Source organism: Anaplasma platys, assembly GCF_012790675.1.
GTDB lineage: Bacteria > Pseudomonadota > Alphaproteobacteria > Rickettsiales > Anaplasmataceae > Anaplasma > Anaplasma platys.
On record NZ_CP046391.1, the window covers coordinates 910,632 to 923,123 of the forward strand.

At 46.3% G+C, this 12,492-nt stretch carries 13 protein-coding genes and 3 tRNA genes; 9 read left to right on the top strand and 7 right to left on the bottom strand.

The genetic code is table 11. The annotated features are described in order from the left end of the window. From ANPL_RS03475 to ANPL_RS03500, 6 genes are all read right to left on the bottom strand, one after another. Positions 1-639, bottom strand: a 639-nt coding sequence (locus tag ANPL_RS03475) for an LON peptidase substrate-binding domain-containing protein (RefSeq protein ID WP_174764268.1), incomplete at its 3' end; no start/stop codon positions are given. A gap of 14 nt (positions 640-653) precedes the next feature. Further along, the gene (clpX, locus tag ANPL_RS03480) at positions 654-1,874 is read right to left on the bottom strand and encodes an ATP-dependent Clp protease ATP-binding subunit ClpX (protein ID WP_169193365.1); all 1,221 of its coding nucleotides are present in this window, start codon (positions 1,872-1,874) and stop codon (positions 654-656) included. A 12-nt stretch (positions 1,875-1,886) separates the two neighbouring features. Beyond that, a complete protein-coding gene (gene clpP, locus ANPL_RS03485; RefSeq protein WP_169193366.1) occupies positions 1,887-2,483 on the bottom strand; it encodes an ATP-dependent Clp endopeptidase proteolytic subunit ClpP in 597 nt (198 codons plus the stop codon). A gap of 57 nt (positions 2,484-2,540) precedes the next feature. Next, complete coding sequence (gene tig / locus ANPL_RS03490) at positions 2,541-3,860, bottom strand: trigger factor (RefSeq protein WP_169193367.1); 1,320 nt, start codon at positions 3,858-3,860, stop codon at positions 2,541-2,543. Between the two features lie 33 nt (positions 3,861-3,893). Then, positions 3,894-3,976 (bottom strand) — tRNA-Leu (locus tag ANPL_RS03495). A 136-nt stretch (positions 3,977-4,112) separates the two neighbouring features. Continuing rightward, a tRNA-Lys gene (locus ANPL_RS03500) sits at positions 4,113-4,185 on the bottom strand. A 216-nt stretch (positions 4,186-4,401) separates the two neighbouring features. Here ANPL_RS03500 and ANPL_RS03505 point away from each other — a divergent pair. The 4 genes from ANPL_RS03505 to ANPL_RS03520 all read left to right on the top strand — a co-directional run bounded on the left by ANPL_RS03505 (position 4,402) and on the right by ANPL_RS03520 (position 7,191). Continuing rightward, positions 4,402-4,581: a hypothetical protein gene (locus tag ANPL_RS03505; protein ID WP_169193368.1), complete on the top strand. Its 180-nt coding sequence runs from the start codon at positions 4,402-4,404 to the stop codon at positions 4,579-4,581. Between the two features lie 61 nt (positions 4,582-4,642). After that, the gene (locus tag ANPL_RS03510; RefSeq protein WP_169193369.1) at positions 4,643-5,155 is read left to right on the top strand and encodes a phosphatidylglycerophosphatase A family protein; all 513 of its coding nucleotides are present in this window, start codon (positions 4,643-4,645) and stop codon (positions 5,153-5,155) included. A 90-nt stretch (positions 5,156-5,245) separates the two neighbouring features. Continuing rightward, positions 5,246-5,980, top strand: coding sequence for a GNAT family N-acetyltransferase (locus tag ANPL_RS03515; RefSeq protein WP_236822802.1), 735 nt, complete (start codon positions 5,246-5,248; stop codon positions 5,978-5,980). A 47-nt stretch (positions 5,981-6,027) separates the two neighbouring features. Then, positions 6,028-7,191 (top strand): PAS domain-containing protein, encoded by a 1,164-nt coding sequence (locus tag ANPL_RS03520; protein ID WP_169193371.1) that lies wholly within the window; start codon positions 6,028-6,030, stop codon positions 7,189-7,191. A gap of 28 nt (positions 7,192-7,219) precedes the next feature. Here the strand turns inward: ANPL_RS03520 and iscX are convergent, their stop codons facing one another. Further along, positions 7,220-7,420, bottom strand: coding sequence for a Fe-S cluster assembly protein IscX (iscX, locus tag ANPL_RS03525; protein WP_169193372.1), 201 nt, complete (start codon positions 7,418-7,420; stop codon positions 7,220-7,222). 462 nt (positions 7,421-7,882) lie between these two features. On the opposite strand from iscX, the gene rpsD reads away from it, so the two are divergent. The 5 genes from rpsD (at position 7,883) to thiD (ending at position 11,811) form a co-directional block, all read left to right on the top strand. Continuing rightward, the gene (rpsD, locus tag ANPL_RS03530; RefSeq protein ID WP_169193373.1) at positions 7,883-8,497 is read left to right on the top strand and encodes a 30S ribosomal protein S4; all 615 of its coding nucleotides are present in this window, start codon (positions 7,883-7,885) and stop codon (positions 8,495-8,497) included. A gap of 9 nt (positions 8,498-8,506) precedes the next feature. Continuing rightward, positions 8,507-8,592 (top strand) — tRNA-Leu (locus ANPL_RS03535). A 605-nt stretch (positions 8,593-9,197) separates the two neighbouring features. Continuing rightward, on the top strand, positions 9,198-10,301 hold the full coding sequence (locus ANPL_RS03540) for an AI-2E family transporter (RefSeq protein WP_169193374.1): 1,104 nt from the start codon (positions 9,198-9,200) through the stop codon (positions 10,299-10,301). A 3-nt stretch (positions 10,302-10,304) separates the two neighbouring features. Further along, positions 10,305-10,997 (top strand): P-loop NTPase family protein, encoded by a 693-nt coding sequence (locus ANPL_RS03545; RefSeq protein WP_169193375.1) that lies wholly within the window; start codon positions 10,305-10,307, stop codon positions 10,995-10,997. After that, positions 10,960-11,811 (top strand): bifunctional hydroxymethylpyrimidine kinase/phosphomethylpyrimidine kinase, encoded by an 852-nt coding sequence (thiD, locus tag ANPL_RS03550; RefSeq protein WP_236822803.1) that lies wholly within the window; start codon positions 10,960-10,962, stop codon positions 11,809-11,811. The genes ANPL_RS03545 and thiD overlap by 38 nt, the downstream gene beginning before the upstream one ends. Positions 11,812-12,492 lie beyond the last annotated feature (681 nt).

Consider the following 12,492-nt stretch of genomic DNA (forward strand, 5'->3'; position numbering starts at 1 on the left):
CTTCTTCTGTGCATTCAGCACTCCTATCTCCAGCTTTATCATGCTGAAGACCATATCCAATCTCTTGATAACGCAAAATTCCTCAAGCACTTTTTGCCTGTCTTCCACGCTGATAGAGAGATGCGAAGCAACTACATCAGACAAGTGGCCAAGCTTCTTTATCTCATAGGTAGATGCAACGACTTCCGCCTGTATTTTCTTACTTAACTTATTCCATACATCAAACTCACGGAGCACGGACCTACGCAGGGCCTCAACTTTGTTGTCCACCTCAATAGTCTCATCACCTTCTACTATGCTGACATTGGCGCTGAGAAAATCTTCTCCCTCTACAAAATCAATGACCTTGGCCCTACTCTCACCTTTGATCAACACTTTAAGCACGCCATCAGGTAGTCTAAGAAGCTGAACCACGTCTGCCACTGCACCGACTTTGTATAAATCATCGTTGGCCGGGTTATCTACAGAGCCGTCTATCTGCGTAAGCAACAGCACCTTGCACCCCTCGTTCCTGGTGGCATACTCTAGGGCATTAACCGACTTTCCACGCCCCACCGAAAGGGGCATAACCACCTGAGGGAACACAACCGTGTCACGTAACATCAAAACAGGAAGCAACACAACTTTATTTTCTTCCATAAAGAATCCCCTTCCTAGCAATTTTCAAAACAGTTCTTCCCAAAAACCAGGCCATTAACCATACCCTCCGTGATCAGGACTTTGCCTCCGTCAGCGCTATGCTGCGGATCAAACATGTAATCCAACAACAACGTCTCCATAATCGCACGGAGACCCCTAGCGCCAGTGTTGCGCTCAACGGCTTTCTTAGCTATAGCCAATAAGGAACCGGCACCAAACTCAAGCTCCAAATTATCCATCTCAAACAATTTGGTATACTGCTTTACCAAGGAGTTCTTGGGCTCAACAAGCACCCTAACCAGCGTCTCTTCGTCTAACTTACCCAAAGAAGTAATCACCGGAATCCTTCCTATAAACTCCGGAATTAATCCGAACTTCACCAAGTCTTCGGGTTCAGTATAACACAAAACGTCCCTCTTCTGATCGCTAACGTGCTGCACGTTAGCCTCAAACCCCATACAGCTCCCGCGATTTCTTGCCTCTATGATCTTGTCTAACCCATCAAAGGCACCACCAAAAATAAACAATATGTTGTCAGTGCTGATCTGTATAAACTCTTGATGCGGGTGCTTTCTCCCACCCTGGGGCGGGACTGAGGATACAGTGCCCTCTATAACCTTGAGTAATGCCTGCTGCACACCTTCACCAGAGACATCCCTGGTAATTGAAGCGTTTTCAGACTTCCTCGATATCTTATCAACTTCGTCTATGTAAATAATCCCACGCTGCGCCGCTTCTACATTAAAATTCGCGGCTTGTAGGAGTTTTAACAATATGTTTTCTACATCTTCACCAACGTATCCAGCTTCGGTTAGCGTAGTAGCGTCTGCCATAGCGAACGGAACCTGCAACACTCGTGCTAACGTCCTTGCCAAAAGGGTCTTTCCTGAACCAGTCGGCCCTATTAGCAGCACGTTAGACTTTGATATCTCCACCTCGCTGATAACACCCGAGTTCTTCAAGCGCTTATAATGGTTATAAACTGCAACAGATAACACCTTCTTGGAATGTTCCTGCCCTATAACGTACTCATCCAAGACTTCTTTTATTTCACGAGGCTTCAGGTCAAACCTGACTTGCTTCGCGGGAAGCCCCTCCTCCTGCAATATGCCACCACACAACTCCACACATTCGTTGCAGATATACACATCCGGACCAGCTATTAGCTTCTTTACTTCACTGTGCAACTTCCCACAGAATGAGCAGCTGTAAGCCCCCTTCTTCGCTTCAGACATCTATACTTCCTACTACTTGTTGTGCTCCCCACGCTTCTCTATTACTCTGTCGATTATGCCGAAGTCCTTGGCTTTTGCTGCAACCATGAAATTATCCCGCTCCATGCTGTTTTCTATTTCTTCCAGAGACTTACCTGTATGCTTTACGAAAATCTCATTCAGTCTTTTCTTTATTTCCAAAATTTCTCTTGCGTGAATTTCCACATCGGTAGCCTGCCCACGAAATCCCCCGGACGGCTGATGGATCATGATCCTGGAATTCGGCAGAGCATACCTCATGTCCGGTGCACCAGCACAAAGCAGCAAAGACCCCATAGACGCAGCCTGCCCCAGACATAACGTGGAAACCTTGGGCTTGATATACTGCATAGTATCGTAGATGGAGAGCCCTGCAGTTACCACCCCTCCTGGAGAATTTATGTACATGGAAATATCCTTCTCGGGATTTTCAGCTTCTAGAAACACCAACTGCGCCACAATAAGGCTAGCCATATTGTCGTCGATTGCCCCTGTAACAAATACTATCCTCTCCTTCAGCAGTCTAGAATATATATCGTAAGCGCGCTCCCCCCGACTGGTCTGCTCCACAACCATTGGAACCAAGTTCATAACCTTCACCTCAAACCCACACAAAACCTAGCTACAAGCGTAAAACTCCTCCCAATGTCATAAATTCCCAAAAAGAGATTTAAGCTCTTTAGCAGACATACTTTGCTTTTCCTTCTTAGTCTTGGCAATTATATATCTGACTACCTTATCTTCAAGGACTTTTCCCCTGACGTGATCTCTAAAGTCTCTACTCGATCTAAACAGCTTGAGAGCGGCATCAAAACTTTTCTCATAATTATGGTAGTTGGAGCCAATGAAGGACAAAACATCATCAGGCTCAATAGCCACACCAGTGTCATTAGCCACCTTCATCAGCAGCATACCGAGCTTCACCCGCCTAACCGCCTCCTTAGTAATATCCTCAGATGCCCTAGCGTCCTTCCCTTCGGCCCCGCGCATTATTCCGCTAACTTCACGGGATACTATAAACTCTGGCACATCGAAATTGTACTTTTCATCCAAATGATCAAACAGCTCCTTACGCACAAGGGTTTCGCTCATATTGGAAAACCTCTCCTGCAACCCATCTGTCGCAAATTTCACTAACTCCTTTACGCTCTTGAAGCCACACTTTGTGGCTAAAGCTTTCCTATCCTTTATATCGTCTTTGACCTTAATTTCCATAAGCTCGACACACATATCTACTTCTTTTCCGGCAAAACGGGTCGCGGAATAATCATCGGGGAACTGCAGCTTAAACTCTTTGGTTTCCCCCTTCTTCATGCCGGTAACCTGCTCCTCAAATCCCGGAAGCAACTTATCCTTACCCAGAATGAAGGAAAACCCCTTTACGCTACCACCCTTGAGCGCCTTACCCTTGAAAGAGCTGTTATAACTAACGGTAACGTGGTCACCCTCTTCCACACATCTTGATTCATCTCCTACCGAGACAAAACTTGGATAGTTGGCCTTCAGATCTTCAAGGAAGCTATCCACATCCTCCGAAGTCACCTTAACTTCGATTTCCTTCAGTGTTACCGCCTCTATGTCTACGGAGGGAACCTCCGGCATGACCTCAAACTTCAGCTCATAAATTAAATCTCCACCCTTACCAGACTCGGAAGCCGCTTTTGGCGGCGAGATTATCTTCAAGCCTGAGTCCACAATGCTTTCTAGATTATTCTCTTTTAAAAACGCAGATGACGCCTCGTCAACCACCTGAGAAACCACTTCACTGGTCACACCAGCCCCGTAAGTCCTCCTGACAAACTCGGGGGAGACCTTTCCCTTGCGGAACCCGTCTATGCGTGCATGCGCTGCCACCTCCCTCAGCTTCTCTGTTACCTTATCCTCTATGTACTCATTCTTTATAGTGAACTCATAACCACGCTTGAGCTTTTCATTAAGAACTTCTTTGACGACATAGAACTGCTGCATAAAAACACTCCTTCACACGAAAGCACACAGGAGTGCGGATAGAGGGACTTGAACCCCCACAGGCAATGCCCACTAGGACCTAAACCTAGCGCGTCTACCAATTCCGCCATATCCGCACAGACAACACAGGCAACTGTCTCGAACGAAGCGTACAAAACCGCACTGGCCCGATCCTCACAAAAGCACCGCGGCGGCGGATGGAGCACACGAAAAACCACAGCTGCCACAAGCAGATTAACCAAAGCGCGAAAGTGGTTCCGGCGCGGCTCGAACGCGCGACCCACTGATTAAGAGTCAGCTGCTCTACCAACTGAGCTACAGAACCACCCTACTAGCGCACACCAACAACTCGCTGGCGCAGCGCCGCTTCAACCGTTCTTGATACTACCATACCGAAAACATGTCAATAACAAGATCTCCACTAGCCCGAGCTTGACTGTTATAGCTGTTTGCCTAATAATGCACTCCGGTTTGCCTCAGCTGTTAGTTACGTTGGGGCCCTAATTTTGTCGCTTTTGCAAAGCTTTATGGAGCAGGTTTTATGAAGTTTTCTTGTGCTCTTTTCTTCTTTTCCGCTCTCACGTTGTTCTGCTTGAGTGGATGTATTACAGTGTTCTCCAAGGGGGATAGAAGGATAAAAAGCCCTTGTGTTAGGGCCAGCAGCGGATACACCGAAAAATGTGAGCGCCATTCCGTGAATGATTGGTGGCTGAATAAGTAGGTTTGTTGCGCATGCAGCATACAGCGCCTATTTCGCCTGTGGGAGACGGTGGGGAGGTCTCGTGAAGTTTTCATATTGTGAGGTGGCTTCGACCTGGTTTGGAACCGGAAGAGTATCTAGAGCTCCAGGAACCGCGGGTAGTGCAGCGGCGCTGTTGCTGTTCCCGTTGGTGACAGCGCATTATGCTGTTGGGTTGGCTGTGGTCACAGCAGTGTTTTCGCTGGGCATGTTTGCGGTGAGTAGTTACATGAGGCGGTGCCCGGAAAAATCAGATCCCAAAGAAGTGGTGATAGATGAAGTTTGCGGTCAACTGCTAACCTTGGTATTGCCTTCGGTTGCGGGCAGAGTCTGCTGCTTGGACCTGTATACAACTTACGGTTTTGGAGTGTTGTGGGTGTTCCTGGTCTCAGGGTTTCTATCATTTAGGCTTTTCGACATAGTGAAACCCTGGCCGATTTGTCTGGTGGACAGGAAAATGAAGGGAGCGCTTGGCGTTATGCTGGACGACATATTTGCCGCCATAGCGGCTTCTATATTGACCCTTGCAGCGGTGAACGCTAGTGTGTGGTACTAAACTCGAATAGTATTACTGCATATCCATGATTCACGGAGATTTCAAAAAATGCACCCCTCTTCCTTAGCAACAGAAAATTTATGTGGGTACATGACGTACGCCGTGGAAATGTCCTCGTGGACTACGAAACGCATTGGCAATCTATTGCTTACAATAAACGGACGTCAGGACTCTCTCTTTAACTACGTATTCTGTAACAATGGCAGCGCGGATGAGTCGGCAAAAGCCGCACTGGCCGCCTGGAAGTATCTGCAAGATGCGAAAACAGACGCAACTTGGGTAGTTGATTCACAAATGAAATTGTGGAAGAACTTGGTGGATAAAATGGGTCTAAACAGTCCTACAGTAATGAAAAAGGTATACGCACCAATACAAAAAGTCCGCACTTTGAGCAAAAGGCGCCCAGATTTGGTACTGGAAAGAGTCACAGATGACTTATCTCTGACCGTGCTCGATGAGCTAGCAGTTAAAATTTTCTATTGCAACACTAATGATCTAATAATACTGTTGAGGGGAGTGGTAAAGAGAGAACAGTCACGTCTTAAGTTTTTCATTGCCAAATTATCGGATACAGTTGTTGGTATATGCGGCATGTATGTGCAGGGCGATGTTGTTGGCTTGTACAGCGACGGGGTTTTGCCAGAGTATAGGAACATGGGTATCGCAAGCGAGATGGTTTTGAGAAGGCTAGAGATTGCTAGTAGCCTCTTTGGATGTAGGTATGCCGTTGCCCAGTGCGTAACTCAGTCAGTGAGCTTGTATGAGAAGTTGGGTTTCAGAGTTACCGGAAACCTGTTCCTTTATCCTTCCCTTGCGGCACAGTAGAGGCGCTCGGAGGGTGATATGGAGAAAATATGAAGAAAAGTTAGTGCATGTTTACTTATGTTGCCCCTTACATTTTGATCTTCGTCCTGGCAGTTTTCACGGTATTTTCTTTCTATGCTAGTCTAAGCATAAACGATTTCAAACACAACAATAACTTGCTCACCAGCTTGATACTATCCTTGGGAGACGGGTTCTATCTGTGGGACGAAAAAAAACGCGTGGAGCGCTTTTCGCCAAATTTGCACATGCTACTTAACAGCATATTTTGCTCTTTCAACGAGCTTGCTAACTTTTTTGAAGAATCCGATCAGCTGCGCAAGAACTTCGCTGATGCCCGGAAAATAAACAAGTCTTTCACCATAGATTTGAAGGGGCGTGATAGCGATATCTACTGCTTTTGCCATGGACAGAGTATAGTGGACGACCACGATAAGATAGTGGGGGTGCTGCTTTGGATTCAGAATGTTACCGGGGGGAGGTCGCTGATTTCCAACCTGAAACGGGAAAATGCCAAACTCAGGCATGAGCTCTGTGCTTACAGGGACATGGTGGACTCGCTACCTTACCCTGTGTGGAGGCGGGACAGCAATAACGAAATAGAGTTCCACAACCCATTTTTCACAAAGCTGGTAAAAGATAACAAGAGCGGGGATGTTTTCTCCAAGAAACGAAAGAGCGAGTTCAAGGATAAGGGTTCAAACGCTCTCAACGACAAGGTCTTTGTAATAGTAGACAACGAAAGGCGTCTATATTCCCTATCTGAGGAACCAACAACACAGGGAGATTTGGTTGGTCATGGACAGGACATAACACAGAGTTGGCAGCTTATGGAGGAAATTCGCGGGTATTCGCTCATGCAGCGAAACCTGCTTAGCAATTTGCCTTGCGCTGCAGCCATGTATGGTAGCGATGGGAAATTGCTATTCTATAACAGCCACTTCGGAAAGTTTTGGCAACTTGAACAACCGTGCAATGTCCGGGGCACTACATATTCTGAAATAATCCGCAAGATATACGAGAGTAAGAAATTCATCGACAAAGACGCTTTCGAGCTGCTAAAGAAGCAACAGTACGAGTTTTTTGGAAAGCTGTCAGAGCCGTACCACGACACACTGCCACTCAAGAGTGGAACACTAGAGATGTCAGTGGTACCCAACCACAGACAGGAGCTGTTATTTCTGTATAACCACAACAATATACGCGCGACTTAATGGTGTGGAAAACCGCACGCTGGCATGTTTACCTACTCTCCCTCTCTTCATGCCACGCCATTTGTATTGCTTCGAGCACCCCCTCATTACAGCTACCCTCGTCATCTGTGAACCCAGGCAGCAACCTAACCAAGTCGCGGAGTTCTGTAAAACGCAGAGCAAAGATATCTTGGTCAGGATAGGTTTCCTCAAGCAAAATAGCCACCTCTTCTGCATCATCCCACTTCACAACACTACCTCCTGTACGCTTAGGTGCATGTTACAACAAATTTGCCACCCCATCTATCAAAACCCTCTAGTAATCCAGTGAACCGTTACCCCAAGGAAAATTTCAGTCACAACAATAGCCTCAATACGGCAATTCGCACCGCTCAACTTATTGCCACAAGACCCCTAAATGAAAATTCTAGACCCACTTACGGTCGTCAACCGTAACAAACCTGGTAGACTTATCAAAGGAGACTTGCCCCCTTGCCCAGGGGATATATCCTGGCTGCGGTGCTGTAGCTAATTTATGTACTCTGTGCCAATACACCAGCGCCCAGTGCTTATATAGCACGTGACAAAATTGATTGACATGTTTCCTTAAAATGATCATACTCTCGCACCGGGGCGTGGGTTCAGCGCCGCATTGGGCGTCTTCAATTTGAGTGCCTCTACCGGGTTGTGTTGGGTTTTTTGTGTAGGTGATATGGTATCGGTTGTAAATAGGAAATACAGGGCCAGTCGTAGACTGGGGGTGAACTTGTGGGGTCGTTCTAAGGATCCTTTCAATACGAGAAACTATCCGCCTGGGCAACACGGTGCCATGGGATACAAAAAGCTTTCAAGCTTTGGTAGGCAGTTTGTAGCGCATCAGAAGTTTAAATGTTACTATGCACTCTCGAGTAGGCAGCTCAGAAACTTGTTCCTAAAAGCCTATAACAAAAAGGGCGATACGGGCGATAATTTGGTCGGAGCGCTTGAGTGCCGGCTTTCTGCGGTCGTTTATAGCGCAGGCCTAGTACCTACCATATTCTCCGCAAGGCAGTTGGTTTCCCATAAACATGTGACTGTGAATGGCAGAGTCGTCAATATACCGAGCTTTCAGGTCAAACCTGGAGATGTAGTCGAGATCCGTGAGAGAGCTGTGCAACTGCCAATGGTCTTGGCGGCTATTGGATCACAGGAGCGAAGAGTTCCTGACCATCTTGAAGTAAACACGGAAGGTCGCTCCATAAAGTGCCTAAGGGTACCGAAGTGTTCAGAGGTCCCTTATCCGGCAAATATGGAAGTCAACCTGGTGGTTGAGTTTTTCTCTGGGTAGTATTCTTCTGTCCATGTGGCGGAATGGTAGACGCTGCGGACTTAAAATCCGCTGGCCTCCGGGCCGTGGGAGTTCAAGTCTCCCCATGGGCACCATGATTTCTCCATGGCGTTTCCTAGTGTCGCGTTAAGAATCGCAACAGGCGCGTGGCCATACTTGCTATCAGTTGTTATTCCTGCCAACGTTTGAGATTCTACGCTATGCAAAGCGCGCGCACTCGCTATCCCGAACACCTGGTGATGGTGGAGCAGCCTGTTGCTGTAATTACGTCGAAAAGTAGTGAGTAGGCTTCACTCACTCGTGAATTGGTTCATGCCAGTTCTTTTCTGGGGGCGTGCCGAAAACACGCCAAATTGAATTTGACCTTGCATACCGGACAAAAAAGAAAACGCAGGAGAAACCAGTCTTCCTACGTAAAATGCCAAGTAAAAACGCAAAAATTGCATTTACTCATAATACAAACAACCTGTCCGTGCTGGTTTTCTCTCTTCTGTTTTCTGCTCCACACCCCTATCTTCGTGCATGAGGTTACCAAACAAAAACACAAAGAATATCCTATTAAGTACAGAATTGTCTTGAACGCACTGTTAAAAACTTAAACACTGAGCACAAACATTGATTTGTTATTACAAATCGTTTAACTGATGCCCCAACTTGCTGTAGAATTCAGGCGGAGTTGTTGTCTACCTGAAAAGTTTGGTTGGAAAGTAGGGTGAAGTACGTAAACTTTTCGCTAATCGCTCTTGCCTTTGTTGTGCTCGCCGTGGTGGCGCGTCCTGTGCTCCCTGCGTGCTGTGTAGCGATTGTTGTAGCGTATCTCTTGAATCCCGTGGTAAACAGGTTGGAAGTGCTTGGCTGTCCACGCATGTTTTCGTCCTTTGCGATAATCATATCTGGAACAGGAATACTGGGATCTTTACTCTTGTTACTAATTCCAATCCTTTATACTCAAACGCTGGAAATTATAAAGGTACTTGTAGAGACAGTGCCATTCGTGAGGCTAGAAGGGCTAAAAAGTCTCCTAAATGATAGTAGTCTTTCCTCTTACAAGGAAATTGTCGACAGTGCTGAAAAACCATGGAGTCTTTTTAGCGGGGAGTTGTTCCGCGGGGGAAACGCAGAATTTTTAAAGCTTTTCCATAGCTTATCTGGGTATTTTGGCAAGGCAGTAGTGGGTCTTGCTAATTCAGGAATGGGCTTCGGCGTATCAGTTGTAAAAGTATTTGTGACCCTACTTCTTTCGTTCTACATGCTGGGAAAGTGGCCCGTTATAACTAGGTGCGTGACTGACTTAGTGCCTCGTCATTACCTTTCAGACTTCTCCGACTGCATGACTAGAGTAGACGAGGTGATTTCCGCGTATCTGCACGGAATGATATTGGTTTGCCTTGTATTATCCTGCTACTACTGTCTGTGCTTCTTCATTGTGGATTTAGATTACTCGCTGGTCTTGGGAGTTATGTCCGGATTGGCAGCGTTTGTACCCTACGTAGGCCCTCTTCTTTGTGCAGTATTGGTAATCTGTGTTGCAGTGTCACAAAGTCTAGGCATGGCCAAGGTGTCTTTGATTGGCGTTATGCTTTTAGTGGGACACGTTGCCGAATCAAACTTTATCACTCCCCTGATAGTGGGAAGGAAACTTTCATTGAGCCCTGCATGGCTGATCATAGGAATGGTGGTGCTTAGCTCGCATCTTGGATTCTTGGGAACGTTGATGTCCGTACCCATTACCGCCACTATTGGTGTACTGGCACAGCTGCTATTTAAAAAATACACGCAGAGCAGCTTCTACAAGGAACCTTAAGCTATGGAACAGCAACTCAAGTTGTTTGATATTCAGGAGATGCATTCATACCAATGCTCAGACTATGTCGTGCTGGAAAACAACCGCCACACATATAATCTGCTGATGAATAACGACATCTGGCAGAGTTTTATTTTGTATGGTCCACTGGGATCAGGAAAAACACACCTGGCGCATGTGTGGAAGAAACTTCGGAGTGCAGATTTCTTGTTGCCCAATAACGTTGACACCTCGATAGAAACCATTAAGGGAAGCAGTGCCGTAATCGTTGAGGACATTGATAAAATCAATAACGAGTCGTGGCTTCTGCACTGTTACAATTTCGCTTTAGAAAAAGCAAGGCCGCTACTGATGACATCTTCTATGCCACCAAAACTCCTGCCACTAAAGCTGAAAGACCTACAGTCACGCCTTCTTGCAACCTTGTCAGCTAAATTGGCAGAACCCAATGAGGAACTGTTAAGGATCATGCTGGTAAAACTGTTCACAGACCGACAACTTCATACCGATATAAAAACTATAAACTTCATCTTAAACAACGTGGAGAGGTCTTTCGTAAAATTGCGTGACATAGTCAGCTTAATTGATACTGAATTGCAAGGGTGTTCCGGCAGTGTTACAATCCCGTTCGTAAGGTCTGTCATCAGAAAGGTTAATCTTGTACAGGGGGAAGGTGCTCAGCATTGCGGGATCTGATCCCAGCGGGGGCGCGGGCATTCAGGCTGACGTGAAAACGATATCTTTGCTTGGATGCTACGCTGCATGTTGTATAACCTCACTCACGGCACAAAACACCACTGGAGTGTTTGGCGTTTGGGATGTGGCGCCTGAAGTTTTGGAGAAACAGCTAAGTCACGTGTTTGAAGACATCGAGATGGATGCCATCAAAATTGGCATGCTGCCACCCCATTTAGTAGAAGTCGTACACAAGGCGATTCCGGAAGAAGTACCAGTGGTTCTCGATCCTGTTATGGTTTCTACTTCTGGACATGAGCTAGTAAGACAGGAAAGCTTCTTGTCTCATCTGGAAAAGCTTCTCGTCAAAACCCTCCTTCTGACCCCCAACATAGAAGAAGCTGAGATACTGTCAGGAGAACACATACTATCCAGAGAAGATATGTTAAGGGTGGGAACACAGTTGGCAGAATCCACAGGAACAAATGTGTTGTTGAAGGGCAGCGCGTTAGAGCAGCAGGGGCTTATAGAAAATATACTGTTTTCAGACACTGGTGTACACAGTTTCACCAATATGAAGATTGACCAAACACTACATGGCACCGGATGTACACTAAGCGCAGCTATTGCCAGTTTTCTTGCGCAAGGATTGTCACTTGAAAAAAGCGTTAAGGCTGCAATGCACTATATCTCACAGACAGTGGTAGCAATACCGCAGGTGGGATCTGGCTATAACCCTGTATTCCACAACTATAACATCATTGGAACACATCTGCATGAACCAGCAGAACATCTTCGAGACAGTACCCCCGCCTCCTTTAAACCCCTTACTTAAACAATACACAATCTAAAGTACCTTTGTCCCCTGCTGCCAAATAGTGAGACAGGAGCCTTTTTGCACCAGGATGTGCGGAACGGCATGTTGTGCAGTACAAGTACATTCTGTTTAGTGACGCACATCGGCATGCTTGCGAAAAACAGGTCAGTACTGGTACGCGATAGGCACTTAGCACCGTCGGCGCATGCGTCTGATGCCACATATTGTTTACGACCTACTACCATCAGGTGCTGGCCCTCGGTAAAGCTAGTAGTCGGTCACAACCTACTGCAATAAGTTATGACGTCGAAATTCACAATATGCCCAGTCCACCTGTATCAAAATTCGCATTTGTGGGACTAATTCCAACTAAAAGCCTTGCAAGTACCAGATAAGCTTACACGCTTCCGTTCTATGAAGTGTGCCCAGGAAGCCCTCGTATTGTTAGCGCACATTTTTTCGTCTCTTAGAGCTATAAGAAATTTTTAAAACCAAAGTTATGTTTTTGCGCTTTGTCCACCATAGAGTGCATTCTCCAACAACCAATGCAGGGCAATCCAATTGGAGATTTCAGAATAAATAAACACTACAGAGTAAATCCTGGCTCTTGAGGCACTTTATACACCAATAGTTGTGTATAAAGAACCAGCAAACCTTCTTCTCTACACAAAAAGCACATCCGGTCCCTTTTCATAACCG

What these genes read in the sequence shown, in the direction of transcription:
- clpX (WP_169193365.1), bottom strand. Translation starts at nt 1,874, where the DNA reads ATGTCTGAAGCGAAGAAGGGGGCTTACAGCTGCTCATTCTGTGGGAAG.
- clpP (WP_169193366.1), bottom strand. Translation starts at nt 2,483, where the DNA reads ATGAACTTGGTTCCAATGGTTGTGGAGCAGACCAGTCGGGGGGAGCGC.
- tig (WP_169193367.1), bottom strand. Translation starts at nt 3,860, where the DNA reads ATGCAGCAGTTCTATGTCGTCAAAGAAGTTCTTAATGAAAAGCTCAAG.
- ANPL_RS03505 (WP_169193368.1), top strand. Translation starts at nt 4,402, where the DNA reads ATGAAGTTTTCTTGTGCTCTTTTCTTCTTTTCCGCTCTCACGTTGTTC.
- ANPL_RS03515 (WP_236822802.1), top strand. Translation starts at nt 5,246, where the DNA reads ATGACGTACGCCGTGGAAATGTCCTCGTGGACTACGAAACGCATTGGC.
- ANPL_RS03520 (WP_169193371.1), top strand. Translation starts at nt 6,028, where the DNA reads ATGTTTACTTATGTTGCCCCTTACATTTTGATCTTCGTCCTGGCAGTT.
- rpsD (WP_169193373.1), top strand. Translation starts at nt 7,883, where the DNA reads ATGGTATCGGTTGTAAATAGGAAATACAGGGCCAGTCGTAGACTGGGG.
- ANPL_RS03545 (WP_169193375.1), top strand. Translation starts at nt 10,305, where the DNA reads ATGGAACAGCAACTCAAGTTGTTTGATATTCAGGAGATGCATTCATAC.